Source organism: Bacteroides sp. DH3716P, assembly GCF_025914115.1.
In the GTDB taxonomy this organism is placed as follows: domain Bacteria; phylum Bacteroidota; class Bacteroidia; order Bacteroidales; family Bacteroidaceae; genus Bacteroides; species Bacteroides ovatus.
In genome coordinates this window covers 1499094-1516556 of sequence record NZ_CP083673.1, presented here as the reverse complement: position 1 = coordinate 1516556, position 17463 = coordinate 1499094, and the positions used below count along the sequence as shown (strand labels likewise).

9 protein-coding genes are annotated in these 17463 nt (G+C 38.6%); 3 read left to right on the top strand and 6 right to left on the bottom strand.

Annotated features, from left to right (window positions below; all coding sequences use genetic code 11):
* Positions 1-885 precede the first annotated feature (885 nt).
* The 5 genes from KQP79_RS05300 to KQP79_RS05280 all read right to left on the bottom strand — a co-directional run bounded on the left by KQP79_RS05300 (position 886) and on the right by KQP79_RS05280 (position 11717).
* The gene (locus KQP79_RS05300; protein ID WP_061447932.1) at positions 886-3510 is read right to left on the bottom strand and encodes a hypothetical protein; all 2625 of its coding nucleotides are present in this window, start codon (positions 3508-3510) and stop codon (positions 886-888) included.
* Between the two features lie 120 nt (positions 3511-3630).
* Positions 3631-5655 (bottom strand): metallophosphoesterase, encoded by a 2025-nt coding sequence (locus KQP79_RS05295; RefSeq protein ID WP_061447931.1) that lies wholly within the window; start codon positions 5653-5655, stop codon positions 3631-3633.
* A 68-nt stretch (positions 5656-5723) separates the two neighbouring features.
* Entirely contained in the window at positions 5724-6818 is a 1095-nt protein-coding gene (locus KQP79_RS05290; RefSeq protein WP_008023605.1) for a glycoside hydrolase family 99-like domain-containing protein, read from the bottom strand.
* A 12-nt stretch (positions 6819-6830) separates the two neighbouring features.
* Positions 6831-8513 carry a SusD/RagB family nutrient-binding outer membrane lipoprotein gene (locus KQP79_RS05285; RefSeq protein ID WP_061447930.1) on the bottom strand — a complete coding sequence of 561 codons (1683 nt, stop codon included), beginning with the start codon at positions 8511-8513 and terminating at the stop codon, positions 6831-6833.
* 12 nt (positions 8514-8525) lie between these two features.
* On the bottom strand, positions 8526-11717 hold the full coding sequence (locus tag KQP79_RS05280; RefSeq protein ID WP_015531900.1) for a SusC/RagA family TonB-linked outer membrane protein: 3192 nt from the start codon (positions 11715-11717) through the stop codon (positions 8526-8528).
* Positions 11718-11948: 231 nt separating this feature from the next.
* Here KQP79_RS05280 and KQP79_RS05275 point away from each other — a divergent pair, with 231 nt between their 5' ends.
* From KQP79_RS05275 to KQP79_RS05265, 3 genes are read left to right on the top strand one after another with little or no spacing between them, the layout of a single operon-like run.
* Entirely contained in the window at positions 11949-14207 is a 2259-nt protein-coding gene (locus KQP79_RS05275; protein ID WP_234120651.1) for a GH92 family glycosyl hydrolase, read from the top strand.
* Positions 14208-14213: 6 nt separating this feature from the next.
* A complete protein-coding gene (locus KQP79_RS05270) occupies positions 14214-15317 on the top strand; it encodes a metallophosphoesterase family protein (protein WP_061447928.1) in 1104 nt (367 codons plus the stop codon).
* A 13-nt stretch (positions 15318-15330) separates the two neighbouring features.
* Complete coding sequence (locus tag KQP79_RS05265) at positions 15331-16467, top strand: alkaline phosphatase (RefSeq protein WP_061447927.1); 1137 nt, start codon at positions 15331-15333, stop codon at positions 16465-16467.
* Between the two features lie 73 nt (positions 16468-16540).
* Here the strand turns inward: KQP79_RS05265 and KQP79_RS05260 are convergent, their stop codons facing one another.
* A complete protein-coding gene (locus KQP79_RS05260; RefSeq protein WP_061447926.1) occupies positions 16541-17416 on the bottom strand; it encodes a DMT family transporter in 876 nt (291 codons plus the stop codon).
* Between the last annotated feature and the right edge of the window lie 47 nt (positions 17417-17463).

Here is a 17463-nt window from a genome sequence, read left to right as displayed (position 1 = left end):
GATAATTTGCTATTTTCCCAAGAGTCCGTATCTTCGCAATGTGTTTTTCATAGTATTAGATTTAAGGTTAACAAAGGTTGGAGCAAGGCGTTGCTCCTTTTTTTATGCCTATACGCTTCCTATCAGAACAGCTATCCTTAAAACCCACAGGGTTTTCGGACTGCCCTGGATTTTGTTTTCAATTACTGATTTGCATAAGTATAACATGAACTTTTGATTCATAAGTTTCACCAGTTTCACCTTGTAGCTGAAACATCGATGAATAAGGAGATAGCGGGTGAAAGCGTAGGAAAAAAACAGGTGAAGCCTTCCATTGTCGCTTTCACCTTTTGAATTTATTTATACCGATTGATGGACATATATAGCCATCGTGCTGAATATATAGATACAATACAATGAGTATATAGATGCAATCTGTTGAATCTATAGATGTACCATTTCAAGTATTAATAGATGAGAACCAAGGTGTTAACACCTGACGAATAGGCTATTAACATCTGACAGTTCATCTATTAATACCTGACAATGGATTTGCTATAAGCATATTTTCATTAGCTATAATGATATCCGGATTAGCTATAATGATATTGTTTTTAGCTCAAAGGATATTTTGAAAAGACAAGGTGAAACCGATAATGTTCTGTTTCACCTGATTTTACCCCTCGCTTTCACCCGCTATAGCCTTATTCATCGGCATTTCAGGAATCAGGTGAAAGCGATGAATGGCAATAATCTTATAGTGGCATTAGATGATACTTTAGTTATAAAGAAAGAGGTAAGTTACGCAGTATTCCGCTATCGAATGAGTCAGAACTGCACAGTTTAGCTCATTTATGCACCGTCATGAGTGAAATGATAAATAAAGAATTAGGCAAAGTCTGCCCATTACACTTCACTTATAAACTGCTCAAAACTATATTTAAAATCCTCATTCAATATTAGCTTATACTCCTTGGTGAATTGATCAAATGCAGTATATGCCATTCCCATGCGTTTCAAATCCACTAAAGCACGGCACTTAACGCGAACAGACTCTTCATCTAACGAATCAAATCGCAGAATACAATTTGAAATTTGTATTCTCAAGTTATCATTTCCTACAAATTGCTTGCTATCTCTTAACCGGCTCAGAAGATCAATCATTGAATCGGAATAATCTGCTTTAAAACTATCTACCCAATCAAATTGCATATTAGGAAGCAATTGACCAAATGAAGCCAGACTCAATAATTTTTCTAAATCTTCCTTATGAACCACATCTAAAGGCGCCATCTTTTGCATCAATTGATTTGCTATAGTATAATCATTATATACATGCCCCTTATTAAGAAAGTACCAATAACCATTTGCTGATGATATCTCCGTATCTCCCACCTCTTCCAACAAAAGACGTATCTTACGTATATTTACACTACGGTTATTAGAGAAACTCTCTTCTGACTTATCATACCACAACAATTCTTTTAACTTGATATTAGAAATCCCCTTATTATTCTGATTGGAATAAAGAATAATAACAGATAATAATTGACGCATGATAGGCGTAAATTTTCCGGTAATGTCTTTTAAATCCCGATTAATTACCTGAAATCCGTTTAGCATATAAATTCCCGGTGTGGTGTTCAATACAGGAGCTTCAAACGAGGAATATAGGTGGTCATTTTCTTGAATTTCTTTTTCACTATTTATATCTAAAACGCCCCCTTCTTCTTTCTCACAAATATCTTGTTGCGAAATAGATATAACTTCTTTCTTATCATGCTTTCTGCTATTCCGCAATCTCCACCCAATTCCCCCTAAACCTGCTACACAAATACATACAAACAGTAATTTCCACCAAGTCCCCTTGTTTTCCTGTACTATTATATTTTGAATAGGCAACACTGGAGATGCAATAGAATAAATATTAGCTTCATAATTATTCCCCTCTACTTGGTGAACTGTTACAGCGTAATAACATTTTTCTGAAGCAAGATAAATTAAATCTGCATGAGAATTAACATCTAAGAAAGTATAAGGTATTGTATCACCTAAAACAGTTTCTTGTCCATTCTCCAAATTTAAATCTTTCAAAACCAGAGAAGATAGAAAACGACCTGAAGAAAAAAACAATCCTTTTGCATGTTCACCTTTTTCTACTTCATCAACTATCAACGTAGAAGCAGCTACCTCATCACAAAGGTTCTCCGGCATAGCCCACTTTTTTTCCAAAGAATAATCATTCAAGTTCAATTTATACAAATCCTTATAATGAACGACCCCATACTCCTGTTTGCCCAAGTCATTTCCCAATCCTCCATAAATATAAACCAGCGAATCGGTCTTCCCTATGGCACTCAAATAGCGAGGAGTAATCACATCCGGCAACTCTCCCTTTATCACTTCACCCGACAGGGATATTCTATTCAACTCACGGGTATACAAATGAAATCCATATCCCAGAATTTGTACAATCGATGAATCTTTTGGATTGAAAAACCGATTATGTTGTGTATAAGAAGACTGCCTTTTCCGTTGGATAGGAATAGACCAACTTTTTGTTTGAAAATTAAAAAAAGACAAATTCTCCCCATCAGGCTTCTCAAAGTCATAATAAACCAACTGGCTACCTTTATCTTTCAAAGGAACAAAAAGAAACTGGTTAGTGATCCGATTTACATCAATCAATGGCGAGAAAACATATTCTTTAGTTGTACTCCGTATTAAATCATATTTGACAATACGATCTTTTGCAATAAAATAACATGCCGACTGATCTTCACACGGGACAGGAAAAGTCTTGGATGAAAAAGATAACGTTTTCCTATGTTTCCAATACATATGACTATTAATAATCCATTCCGGATTTGATATAAAAGCTGTCATCTGCCGAAACTTGTCCTGAAGCAAAGTGTCAGATACTGCTTGCTCCAACGACCATTCATATTTTATGCTCCCAGGTTCCAGACCGATCTGTACATCCTTCAAAATAATAGGTGCCACGTCCGAAGTGGTGTAAGAAGCTAATTTATTAGCACCAAAGCAGACTTTAACAGAATGATTATCCGGGGCAGTAACTTTCTCTTTAGAAATAAGAGAACCATTATTTCTGACATATAACGTATCATTTTTATACTCCAATTCTATCTTTATCCTATTCCACTCATGAATATCGATAGTCGCAGAAGAATGTATCTTTCCTAAATATTGCTGGTCTTTAATCAAACACAAATAAGGCTCTTCGTTCACAGGATTAACCAATATCAGATTGAGGCTATTTCTATTGTCAACAATCATACGGCATACATAACCAAAATGCTCGCCTTTTTCCCTAATCTTCAAATCAAAAGAAACAGATAAATAATCTTTGAATCTCACTCCCTGATTGCCGGACGGTATGATGAATGAAGTACGTTCATCTTTTGAATATTCATAAGCACGAAAAGAAAGGCCTCCGATATTTTCACCACCCCAAGTGACTATAGTCTTCGAGATAAATAAAATATAAAATAACAGTCGGATATATTTCATAGCAAAAGCTTATTTGAAGCAAAGATATAAAAAATATGTTTTTTCAATCTTAGGATATTAAAATAATATAGTTACTCTGCACCAATAACGAAATATATCCGGCTATTATACTCCACATCCCTATCGAACCGGCATCCGGGATGAACGCAGTTCTCCTCTCAAATATTTAGCAGCTTCACCTGCCAGCCAAAGATAATGATCGGGTGCTTCTCCTTCATAAGTTATAAAAGAACTTTCACCCACCGGAGGTGTATTTGTACATTTAAAGAAAGCTGTCCCCTCATCTATCTCATCAAACATTGCCAAATAAAGGCTCTCTGCTCCTGCATCTACAGCACCTTTCACCTGTTTCCAGAAGAAACGTCCCCCCAATCTCGGAATCATGTTCTGCGGAGCATCCTTTTTCATGTTATGCCAACTAAAGCCCGGAAACAACACCGGCATATAATCTTTACCATTCGCTTTGCACCACTTTATATCTTCCTCTATCGATTTACGATATGGCTCATACGTATGATTATCAAAACGTCCTACCAACCATGGATGAACAATATCCGCCTGTTTTACCAGTTCAAGCAATCGCGTATCAGAAACAGCATCTATCGTTAATGTCCGCCAATGAGTAGGTACACCTACCAATATAGAACAACCTTCACTCTTCAGGAAATCAATGATTTTCTTTACCTGCTCATATCCATATTTACGGCGATCATTAAACCCTATTCCCCAAACAGCAACTAACGGTTTACCATGATGATAAACATAATGATTGTTGTTCCGGGAAACTAGTTTATACTTCTCACACAGCTCTTTCCAGTCACGTATCAATATATCTTCTTCACCGGCTTCCATACCGGAAAGGTCATACATCAGGCAAATTGCCCGGTCATACTTTTCTGCCGAAAGAACAGCATTATTCAGTATCTTATTATAATTATCCTTCCCTTTCTGATTTCGTATAGAAACAACAAAACGTTGCATAAATACCCCATCAATTCCATATTGCTTCATCCATTTAAAATGCAGATCTGTAGTAGAAGCATCATACGAACTAAAAACCTTTGCCGGTGTCTCATCAGGTAACTTAAAAGCCGTTTCATAGGTTTTCTCATATTCAGAAACATCCGGCCAAAGATCAATGGTACACCTGCCCGGTTTGAACTCTTTTTCTTTTTCAAAATGTTTCCAACCCAAACCAGCACCGTCTTCAGGAGTATTAAACCAACCCTGATACCCTGCCATCACTAAATTCCTTATTGATTTGAAACGGACACGACTCATCGACTCCGTCGTTTTTGTCGCCGGATCAGACATCACCACCTCTTTCGGGAACTGATTTAAAGCAATAAATTCACTGATAAACCGATCCGGATATACTTTCACAAGATTCATCCCTTGATACCCTGTCCCCAGCACCTTTCCTATCGGACCTATCGTTATCATTTCCATATTGCCAACCTTTCCATAAGCATTGTTATGTAAATGCCCCGCAAATATTGCGTTTACTCCATATTTCTGAAACAAACGCACATATTTCTCTCGCATAGGCAAAGAGAAATTCGAATAATTCACAGGTTCATCCATCCGCTTTAGAAAAACAGAGCAATGAGTAAAAACAAACTTGAATCTGGCATCCTTCGTTTTCTGTAATTCCTGTTCCAGCCACTTAAATTGAACTTCTTCCCTCTCTTTGTCCTCTTCTTTTATTATATTTGAATCAATACCTATAAATGCACAATCACCATACCTGAATGAAAAATGGGTTTCTCCGTAGTTCTTTTTATAATTATCTATAGAAGCCCGGCTGACCTTACCTATATCGTGATTTCCCGGAATCATATAAACCTTTACTGAAGAGTCTATTTGAGCAATCATCGACTTATAAGCAGCAATCTGTTCCTTACTCTTCGAATTATTTACAAAATCACCGGTTATCACCACAAACGGAGGTTTTAACTGATTAATAGCTGTCACAGCCTTATTCATAGCCTCTGTTTCTGCCGAAATACTCTTATTATTATCCATGAAGCCAAATTGGGGATCACTTAATTGCAAAAAGAAAAAGGGAGCAGAATCCGCAGCTATCCCATGAGATACAAAAACAGCCAAGAGAAAACAAACGACCGATATTATTTTCTTTCTCATAAATTATTTATTGTTATCACGAGATACGACGATCTGCCTGATGCGTCGTATCCCGTTATTAATAACTATTACTTCTTAAATTGATTTCTGGTTATCTTCAGAAATTCGGATTTGTTTTCCTCCGTCGGTTCCAAATTCGTTCCTTTCTGGTAATTATTCCATGAATTGACTAACACAATGTTTTTACTTCCGATATTCCGTTTAGCTACATTACAGAAATTAATATAATCAGCAGTCTCTCCATCTTGCCCGAAAGTATATTTATAACTTGAAGTTGAATTGATACGGTCATTATAAGAAGGAAAGATACAAGGAACAAAGTCTGTATTCCATTTGGATATTGTAGTCTTCCAATTGGCCCAATTCAAATCAACAAAACTGAAAAAGGCATAATAACGGTCATACATATTCGTTGACCAGTCGTTCACTGTCACTCCATCAAAAGAAGCAATCTGATGTTCCTCATAATTCACCGGAGCTACCCAACCGGTAGTAAATTCTCCAATCGTATAAAGATCATACCCCAATTCTGATACAGCCTTCTTTAATGCCGGGATGACCAAAGAATAATCAATACTCTTCAATGCAGAAGAAGAAAGGTTAGACGGAGTTATTAGAATAACCGGTCTTCCGTTCATTTTATAATAGGCCTCATCATTAAATAAAGGCACTAAAGTATTCGTAAAGTCATTGATCATCTTATTCAAATTCTCTTCCTCTTGAAGCGGTTTGTCATTAGATACTTTCAGATGTTTGGTGTTATAATTAATCACCAAGCGAACTTTTGCATTGGTTGCCGTACGTACAGACTTAAAGTTGGTAATCAATGTATTATCTGCTGAAGCAGCATCCCAAGTAACTATCAGAAAGTCCAAGGCAGCCTCATCCGCCCAAGCAAGCTGTTGCTGTAACACTCCACTAGTTGTAGACAAATATTCACCCAACAAAGGAGTACCGGCATATATTTTCTTACCGGACTTTAACCAGCTGGAAGAGGAAGTTATATTGGTATAATAAGCACCGACTATCGCATCCACAGGTAAATCCGTCTGTGGTATATCATACACATATTTGCTCTTATCAGGAGCCAAATGATCGTCTTTATCACAAGATACAGCTAACAAAGCGATGAATCCGAGCAATATAATAGTTATCTTTTTCATATCCTTCATTTTTTAATTATTCGTCAAATAAGGGTTAGTCTTAGTGGGCAATGCAAACCATAACTTAGTCGACATTGCATCTTGTCCACCATCGAGATTTGCAATACCTTTCGTCAATTCATATTCATTGTTTGTTTTCTCGCTATCGGGATATACCAATCGCTGAGGAATATAAGCATAAGGATTATCCTTGGTGCCCGCATTTACAGCACCATATCCGGTTTCCGGCTGGAAATGCGGCGGGAATTCCAATACTTGGCTACGGCGAATCAATGTCCACGCATCCAACGATTGATAAAACATAGCTATATATTGCTGCATGATAATCTGACGATAAATCGGATCAGGTTCATCAGAGGTAATAGCAGAAGATACAATGCCGATAAAATCTTTATAATAATCTTCACCTTCTTCTGTGACTGTGAGATCTGTCAATGTATTCCATTTAATTCCCGGAGTCTGAAGATAATTATTCACTTTTCCACCGTCTACGCCATATTGAGCCATTGAAGCGTTCACACCAGCATTGTAATAAGCCTCGGCTGTTTGCGAACCACTTCCCAAACCTTTATGAACCAATTCACTTTTCAACAGGCACACTTCTGCATAATTCATAATTACCTCTGCATAACTTTGCTCCGTGAATTTATCCTGTAATTGAGAGTAATCATCAGCCGTCTTTCCACTATGCGGATTGGGAGACAAGCTGACTCCCGACGGCAAATTAGATACTTTCGGTTGTCCCCAATAAGGTGCCCAATGGAAGTTATCAGGCATAGAAGCAGCATTGGCAGGAGTGAAAAATTTCTCCAACCGCGGATCAGCATAGGGAGCCATATACATCAGAATCGATTCGCCGGCAGAGTGAAGCTTATCCAAATTACTTTCACGGTTGATAACCAGATAATCATAAAAATAATTTCTTGTATCTGCGTTATCTCCCCATTGCAAAAGACAATTATCTTCATTACTTGTCATCAAGTTCTGTTCATTTTCCATAAGTTCATCAATCACTTCAGTCGCTTTCGAACGGTCAGCATTACAAATACGAACGGCCAAACGCAAACGTAGTGAATTGGCAAACTTCTTCCATTTCAATAAATCGCTGGATTTCTGTCCTGAAGGAAAAATAGGGTCTGCTTTATAAACATCTCCATCCATCTTCAACCCGTCGGCACATGCTTTCAAATCATTCAGCATAGCATAATAAATATCCGATTCCTTATCGTAAGGCACTCTCTCGCCGGCATTAAATGCCTGACTTTTAGGAATACCTCCCCAAATAGAAACTGCTTGTGAGAAAAGATAGTTTTCCCATATTTTAGCAATAAGTACACGATTGTGATATTGCTCGTCATTTTCCATTTGCGTTTGTATAAAATGAACAGGAAAAATAGCATAGTTATATACATTCTTCCAATATGAATCATTAGTTGAACCTTGATTTCCATACCGTTGTACCTGTCCACCAGTAGCTCCACCATAATAATGGCTATAGTTGGCCAACAACACTTTTTTCATACTTCCGCAAAAAGCATTCAGCGTATAATAAGAACTCGTATTGAACAAATATTCAGGATTAATTTCATTCAGTTCATTGGGATTGGCATTGGCAGATTCAAAGTCATTCGTACATGAAACGAAAGAAATGGCCATTGCAGCAAAACCGGCTAATAATATTTTAATCTGTTTCATAATATTCTATCTTTAGAAGGTTAGTTTAATATCAAATCCGACAGAAGATACGGGCGGCATTCCTCCATATTCTATACCTTGAGCATTTCCTGATGAAGAAGAAGCCTCCGGATCTATGCCTTTAGGAGTATTTTGATGAAGAATAGCCAAATTACGTCCTACCACAGCCAGTCGTAGACCACTAATCGGCAATTTCTTTAGGATAGACTTCGGAAGACTGTAAGCAACAGAGAGTTCACGGAATTTAATATAGGAAGCATCAAATACAGATCTTTCATCAAAACTAGCATAGCGGTTATTAGGTTTGACAAACAAGAGGCAAGGCGTTCCGTCTTCAAAATAAGCGTCCGGATATTGATAACCGGAAGTTGCCTTCGCGCTACTCTCACCATAAATCACATTACTCAAATAATATCCTTCACGTCCTTCGGCAGATTCGGCAACAACACCGGCTGTTGTCGCTCTATTCCATGTTCCCGAATAAAGAGTTCCTCCAATACGTGCATCAAACAGGAAACTAACTGTAAAATTCTGGATTCTGAAATTGCTTCCAAAACTTCCCGTCCATTTCGGCTCGGCACAGCCTAAATATTGCGTATTATCCGTTACCAATATTTTACCTGAAGAATCGACTAATTTACGTCCCTGGTCATCACGTTTCCAAGCACGTCCCCGAATGACTCCATAAGGCATACCTTCTTCCAACATGATACTGACATTACTTGATTTCAATAATTGCACATTAGGATTTCCGTCCACTACCTTAATCACTTCCGACCGATTACGCGCCCAGTTGATATTCGCATTCCATTCAAACAATTTGGTCTTGACCGGAGTAGCAGACAACACAACTTCCCATCCTTGATTACGTACATGACCTGTATTCAAGAATTTAAAACTATAACCGCTAGGCACCGGCAAAGCGACTTTCGTTATCAAGTCATAGGCATCAGAACGATAATAAGTTACATCTACACCCAAACGATTATGGAAAAAGCGGAGATCAGCTCCAAGTTCCAAAGAACGGTTACGTTCCGGCAAAAGTTGATCATTATTTAAAGTTGTACTAATGGTTTGCAAAGGTGAACCATTATAAATGCTACCCAACTTATAGGTTTGATTAATCCGATAGGGGTCTGTGTCAGAACCGGCATAAGCAAAAGAAGCACGAATCTTACCGAACGACAAGATAGGTGATTTGATCTTAAATGCATCGGTAAAAATAAACGTAGCACCAAAAGAAGGATAAAAATAAGAGCAATTATCCAGTGGTAAAGTAGACGACCAGTCATTGCGGGCCGTTACATCTAAATAAACATAACTATTGTAACCTAATGACACCGAGCCGTAGGCAGAACGGATTATCTTCTTAGATTGCAGTTGAGTGGCACTAGGATACTCATTCGAGTTAGAAATATTCTTGAAATCAGGAACCAATATGCTATTCACGCTTTCCGTTCTTTTCTCCGAGTTGCGTTCATATCGGCTAATACCGGCAATGGCATTGACTGATATTTTATGAAATGTTTTATTATACATCAATAAAGCTTCAAAGTTAGTAGAAGTACTGTTATTGATCCAGTTCTTCATACCACCGTCCACATCACTACGTGCACCCAGATTAAAGAACTCCATTCCTTTCCACCAATAAGCATCCAGTCCGGCTTTACCTACCGCCTTCAAGCCCGGAAGTAATTTTACTTCCAGATTCATCGATCCGCTCACCCTGTCACGCGTGTCAGAGTTCGTATTTTCATAAATATTCCAATACGGATTATAACCACGTTCACCAATCGGAATCATTTCATTTCCATTTTCATCCTTATAATGTTTCAATACATCAATAGAAAGCGAACGGGGAAGAGTAACAAACGCATATATAGGATTCTTATCCGAACCATTCATATATTGACGGTTGTCTACCTTTTCATGTGAGTAAGTCATTTTAGAATCTAAAGTCATCCATTTGGTAATCGTATTCATCAACCGGAGATTGAATATATCTTTAAAGCTTTCATTGATACCGTGTACTACACTATTACCCTTACTTCTCGTATACGATACGCGATAATTATTCTTTTTCGAACCACCTTCCACAGCCAATGTATGTGTGTACCGATGGGCGGTTTCGTAGAAATCCTTCACATTGTCCGGATGTGAAGAATGAGTAGTAAGTACACCGTCATGTCCATAGATAACCTGATCCCACAAAGGCGCTCCCCAGCTACGCAATTTAGCACCTGCAGAAGAATTATAACCACTGAAATTCGGTAAATCTGTTTGCAACCTGTTACCATTAGGTTGAAGTGTCAGTTTATGGTCAAGCAAATAAGAGTTCTCTCCTGTTCCCCAACCATTCTGATAATCTAAAAACTGGTTCACTTTTTCAAATTGAAAATTTCCGCTATAAGATACTTTTGTTTTTTCGAATGTGCTCGAACGTTTAGTGGTTACCAATACAACTCCCTGTGCTGCACGCGAACCATAAAGTGCAGCTGCATTCGGTCCTTTCAGGATTTCAATGCTTTCAATATCATCCGGATTGATATCCGCTACCGGATTACCAAGGTCGGTAGAACCTGTACCACCATCAACGGTCACACTTGTATCACCCGGTTCGTTTTCAATAATCATACCATCAATCACGAATACGGGCTGTGAGTTTTCAGTCAGTGAGCTTGTTCCGCGAATGACAATACGCGCACTACCATTGCTCGTTCCCGGAGGAGTAATGGTAACCCCCGCCACCTTACCGGAAAGAGAAGATATCAGATTGCCACTACTATTTTCTGCCAAGGCTTCCGCATTTACACTCTGCCGTGAATAATTAAGACTCTTAGCTTCACGCGTCACTCCGAGAGCGGTAACAACCACTTCATCAAGAGCCTTCGCCGTGCTGGCCAAAGATACATTGATATGAGTCAAACCGGTAATTTTAGCCGTTTTCGTCTCCATTCCGACATACGAAAATTTCAATTCTTGACATCCATTAGGCACATGAAGTGTAAACGTACCATTTATATCGGTAATTGTACCTACCGATTTAGCATTCGTCTTACCATCCGGATCAACAGCTACCACCGTAGCTCCTATGATAGGCATTCCATCCGCAGCATCTGTCACTTTACCCGTTATACGCTTTCCTTGCGCATAACCCGATACACTTATTACTAAAAAGAATAAGAATAGGAAGTAGTTTTTCATAATACTTAATTATTAAATTAAAGAATACAGTATTGATTAATGCATTAAAGATGAACCAAAGATATTTTATGGTGATTAATATTAGATTAATATTCTCTTAATGGCGAGACTTTACAAAAAAAATATTTGTAGAAGATAGATTTTAAGGTTACATTAAGTTTTCATTAATCAAACTACTATATATTTACAGCAAATCTAATTAAAACCATCGAAAAATAAAAAAATCTGTTTATGTACAAGAGAAAATTCATTCCGTTAGTACTGTTAATGATTTTAATCGTCAATGGATGCAGCAACAAGCAAGAGGTAGTGTCAACTCCGGTTGACTATGTAAATCCTTATATGGGGAATATCAGTCATTTGTTAGTTCCTACTTACCCAACTGTCCATCTTCCCAATAGTATGCTCCGCATCTATCCGGAAAGAGCAGATTACACTTCTGATAAAATAAAAGGCTTACCGGTCATTGTCAGCTCGCATCGGGGAAAGTCTGCATTCAGCCTGTCTTTCTATCAGGGAGCAGAGAGCGGATTACAACCGGTATATTACTATTGTTATGATAATGAAGTGATAAAACCCTATTCCTATTCTTCCTATTTTGAAGAAGAAGAGGTTTCCACTAAATTCGCTCCTTCCCACCAGGCAGGAATCTATGAACTAAGTTTCCGGAAAAACGATGCTCCATATTTAATACTTAGTACCACCAATGGTGAGCTTAAAACTACGGAGAATACCATTTCCGGCTATCAGAACATAGATCATCAAACCAAAGTATATGTTTATATGGAGACTTCCGCACTGCCGGAAAAAACGATGACTGTCAGCAAAGAAGAAATAAATCACAGCCACACTGCCATAAAAGGCAAGAACGTGGGTATCGCTCTCTTATATTCAACAGATATAAAAACAATCAAAGTTCGCTACGGCATTTCCTTCATTGATGAAAAGCAAGCAAAAGCCAACCTACAGCGGGAAATAAAAGATTATGATGTAGAAAACCAGATGAACATTGCCAAAAACATCTGGAACCAAACATTAAGTAAAATCAAAGTGGAAGGAATAGACGAAAATGCAAAAGCAATATTCTATACTTCCCTCTACCGGACTTACGAACGGATGATTTGCCTTTCGGAAGACAACCGCTATTACAGTGCTTTCGACAATAGTATCCACAAAGATTCTGTCCCATTTTATACCGACGATTGGATTTGGGACACGTATAGAGCAGTCCACCCCTTACGTGTTATCATCGAACCAGAAATGGAAGCTGACATGATTCAGTCTTTTATCAGAATGGCACAACAAATGGAACATAACTGGATGCCTACATTTCCTGAAGTTACGGGAGACAGCCGTAGAATGAATTCCAATCACGGTGTAGCCACTGTTATTGATTCATATATAAAAGGAATCCGTAACTTTGATTTATCAGCTGCTTACGAAGCCTGCAAACTTGGTATTACAGAAAAAACGTTAGCCCCGTGGTCAGGCATAAAGGGAGGTGAAATCACAAAATTCTATTGGGAAAACGGATATTTACCGGCATTGGCACCGGGAGAACAAGAAACAGCTGACGAAGTACACCCATTTGAAAAACGCCAACCAGTAGCCGTCACTCTAGGTACGTCTTACGATGAATGGTGTCTGGCACAAATAGCCAAACAACTTGGGTATGAGAAAGACTATAACTACTTTCTACAAGGGAGTAAAAACTATCGGAATATTTTCAATCCTGAAACAAAATTTTTCCATCCCAAAAATGCAAAAGGCAAATTCATAGAACCCTTTGATTATGCCACTGCCGGTGGATTAGGTGCTCGTGAAGCATACGGCGAGAATAACGGTTGGATATACCGATGGGATGTTCCCCATAATATTGCTGATTTAATTGAACTGATGGGAGGGAAAGAAGCATTCAGAAATAATCTTGAAACGATGTATAACACCCCATTGGGCGAAGCCAAATATGTATTTTATGCGCAATTACCGGATCATACGGGTAATGTAGGTCAATTTTCAATGGCTAACGAACCCAGTATGCACATTCCTTATCTGTACAACTATATAGGAGAGCCCTGGAGAACTCAAAAAAGAGTAAGGACATTGCTCGATGAATGGTTTAGAAATGACCTGATGGGACTCCCGGGCGACGAAGATGGCGGAGGAATGTCAGCATTTGTAGTCTTCTCCATGCTAGGTTTCTATCCTATTACTCCTGGTTTGCCTATTTATGTCATCGGAACTCCTATGTTCGAAAGAGCAGTTATTGAAACAGGAGCCGGCAAATCATTCGAAGTCATTGCGCACAACTATTCGCCGACAAATAAATATATCCAATCAGCCAAATTAAATGGCAAAGATTGGAACCAATCCTGGTTCGAACATAAAGAACTGATGAATGGCGGCAAACTGGAATTTACAATGGGAAACACTCCCAATAAGAATTGGGCGGCAGACAGTGTACCCCCTTCTTTTGAAATGAATAAATAACAGAATATGAATAAAATATTATTTGTCCTTTTATCGCTTTTGACTTCTCTGCAATCATACTCCCAAGAGCAAAATGAAAAAGAAGTTTCATTTCTCTTGTTAGGAGATATACACTATGATTTACTGGAAGATCACGATATGGAATGGTTATCCACCAAACCGGATGATCTGCGCCAAGTTACCAAAGAATATTCAGTATTCACGAAAAATACATGGCCGGAATTCTCCCGGATAATCAGCGGGCAAGTTCAAAAACACCAGCCGTCAATAAAAGCCGTTCTGCAAATGGGGGACTTGTCAGAAGGATTGGCCGGTTCTCCACAAAAAGCAATACAGATGGCTAACAGTGCCTTTAAAGCTGTCAACAAAATGAATCTGAAAGTACCTTTCATTATGACTAAAGGTAATCATGATATCACAGGGCCAGGGGCTAAAGAAGCTTTTGAAAAAGTATACTTACCCAATATGGCAAAGTTGGCAGGACATCCATCCTTACAGTCAGCCAATTACACTACTACTCTTGATGATGTATTATTTGTGTGTTATGATCCATGGGATCGGAATCCGGAAGGGCTACAACAATTAGAAAAGTCACTAGCCGGCTCGAAGGCAACTTACAAGTTTGTCATGTTACACGAGCCTGTGATTCCGGTAAACGAAAGATGCTGGCATGTATTCCGACAAGATAATGCCAAGAGGGAACAATTGCTGCAAATCATTGCCAGTCAACAAGCAATCGTGCTCTGTGCACATCTGCATCTATACTCCGTTGTCTGTCGGGACACTCCTTGGGGACCTATCGTTCAGATTCTCGTCAACAGTGTCATCAAAGATAAAAATATACTGGTTCCGAAAAATGTAGTTGCAGACTATGGTCCTGAATTTGTAACGGCACACCCACAATGGCAACCTTCTACTCTACAACAGCGTATGGAATGGATTGATAAAGAAACTCCCCATATCCGTTTTTTCAAACAAATGGATTTACCGGGCTACGGCATCCTTTCTATTAACAAAGAAAACAACAAGATGCAATTAGAATATTATGCCGCATTTGGAGAAAAGCCATACGATACAGTCAACATATCCGAATTACTTACTTCTAATTAAAAACATATTAGCCATGAATGTAAAATTTAAAGCTCATTTATTTATTTTCTCCTTATTCTTTTGCTATAATCTATCAGCACAAGAAATCGTCAAAGGAGATTTTAAGAACGAAAATCCACAAAGTTCGTATGTTCCTTCATTTGACATGGATGCTACCGACAGACCAGTGAAGAATGTCATCTTAATGATAGGTGACGGCATGGGACTGGCACATATCTGTTCAGGAATGTATGCCAATCAAGGACAGCTTACTATCACTAATTTAAAAACATGCGGTTTCGTCAGAACGCAATCCGCCAACAAGTTTACAACAGATTCAGCTGCTTCCGGAACTGCTTACTCAACCGGAAAAAAAACTAAAAACGGAGCGCTCGGAATGGATGAAAATAACCAAGTTATTCCCAACTTACCGGAGAAGTTATCCGGCTATGGCTACATTTCAGGAATCGTTACCACTGACAATCTCGACGGAGCCACTCCTGCTGCTTTCTTTGCTCACCAACCGGAACGTGGAATGTCTAAAGAAATTTGGGCGGATCTCCCTAACAGTAAGCTGACATTCTTTTCTGCCGGTAGTTATGAACTATTTGAAAAACAAGCACCAAACGTTCAAAAGGAAATCAAAAAAGAGTTTACCATCATAGAAGAGCCGAATGACAAAGCTATCAAGAAATCTAAAAAACTGGGATATTTACCCACAAAGAGCAAAACGGCTTCTGTAAACGAAAACCGGGGAGATTTCCTTCCGTCTACCACCCAAATGGCTATTGACTATCTTTCGAGCAGGAGTACTAACGGTTTCTTCTTAATGGTAGAAGGTGCCCGAATAGATAAAAGTGCGCACAGCAATGATTATTCGGCAGTTGTCCGTGAAGTATTGGACTTTGACAAGGCGGTAGAAGCTGCTATCAGATTTGCAGAAAAAGATGGAAATACATTAGTGATTATTTCAGCTGATCATGAAACCGGAGCATTAGCTTTACGTGACGGAAACATAAAAGAAGGCAAAATGAAAGCAATGTTTGTATCTAAAGGACATACACCAATCATGGTTCCACTGTTTGCATACGGTCCACAATCCAAGCTTTTTGGCGGTGTTCAGGAAAACAGCGATGTTAGTAATAAAATTCTCCAATTACTCGCTAAATAAGATATAAAACAGATCTGTCATTCAAACTGAAATAAGAAAGAATTTCTTATTTGCATATAGAAAAAATTCTTTCTTATTTCTTTTCTGCCTGATAGACTCCAAAAATAATGCAACCTGCTCCCAATAATGTAATCCACGTGATTTTTTCGTGGAGAATGATAACCGAAGCTACCATAGTCACCAACGGATTGAGATAGATATAATTGGAGGCTCTAACGGTTCCCAACTGTTTCAATACCACATTCCAAAGGACATAACAAACCAAGGATGCCAGGACGGCCAGAAATAAGAGATTGGATAATACAACCGGTTTTAAAAGTACATCTAAATCCGGTTGCAACGGATGAAGAAGAAAGGCGGGAAGTATGGTCAATACTCCATAAAAGAATATTTTGCGGGTGATAAATACAGTGGGGTAACGCCCTGTCATTTTCTTTATCACCAAACTATAAAATGCCCACGACAGGGCAGCAAGTAAAGTAAGCAAATCCCCTACCGGAGATAATTTAAGTACAAAACTGCCGTTAAAGACCACCAGTCCCACTCCGATTAAAGCTAATATGGAACCATAAATCAAACCTTTGGTGGCTTTTTCACTCTTATAAAAGAGAAGGGAAAGAATGGTGGTAAGTAAAGGAGCTGTGCAAATGATGAAAGCTACATTAGATGCTTGCGTAATTCCTAAAGCTGTATTCTCGGTAAAGAAATAGAGTGAGCCACCGAAAAGACCTCCTGCCATCAACCAAAGTTCGTCTTTCCAGTTACTCGTAAACAGACGTTTGGGGGAAATCACCCAAATGCCCAGATAAGCAATAAGAAAACGATAGAAGAATATCTCCTGAGGGGTCAGTCCGTGATTAATCAGTACTTTGGTTGATATAAAGGTCAGTCCCCAGATAGCAACTACAAGTATCGCAATCAGATGGTAATATCCATGCTTCAATTCCATAATGGTGGTGATGTTTGTTTAATAGAGTGCAAAGATAGCGAGAAGTT

Bases quoted from the DNA above. Each gene is read 5' to 3' on its own strand.
- KQP79_RS05260 (WP_061447926.1), bottom strand. From the start codon at position 17,416: ATGGAATTGAAGCATGGATATTACCATCTGATTGCGATACTTGTAGTT.
- KQP79_RS05280 (WP_015531900.1), bottom strand. From the start codon at position 11,717: ATGAAAAACTACTTCCTATTCTTATTCTTTTTAGTAATAAGTGTATCG.
- KQP79_RS05275 (WP_234120651.1), top strand. From the start codon at position 11,949: ATGTACAAGAGAAAATTCATTCCGTTAGTACTGTTAATGATTTTAATC.
- KQP79_RS05265 (WP_061447927.1), top strand. From the start codon at position 15,331: ATGAATGTAAAATTTAAAGCTCATTTATTTATTTTCTCCTTATTCTTT.
- KQP79_RS05285 (WP_061447930.1), bottom strand. From the start codon at position 8,513: ATGAAACAGATTAAAATATTATTAGCCGGTTTTGCTGCAATGGCCATT.
- KQP79_RS05270 (WP_061447928.1), top strand. From the start codon at position 14,214: ATGAATAAAATATTATTTGTCCTTTTATCGCTTTTGACTTCTCTGCAA.
- KQP79_RS05295 (WP_061447931.1), bottom strand. From the start codon at position 5,655: ATGAGAAAGAAAATAATATCGGTCGTTTGTTTTCTCTTGGCTGTTTTT.
- KQP79_RS05290 (WP_008023605.1), bottom strand. From the start codon at position 6,818: ATGAAAAAGATAACTATTATATTGCTCGGATTCATCGCTTTGTTAGCT.
- KQP79_RS05300 (WP_061447932.1), bottom strand. From the start codon at position 3,510: ATGAAATATATCCGACTGTTATTTTATATTTTATTTATCTCGAAGACT.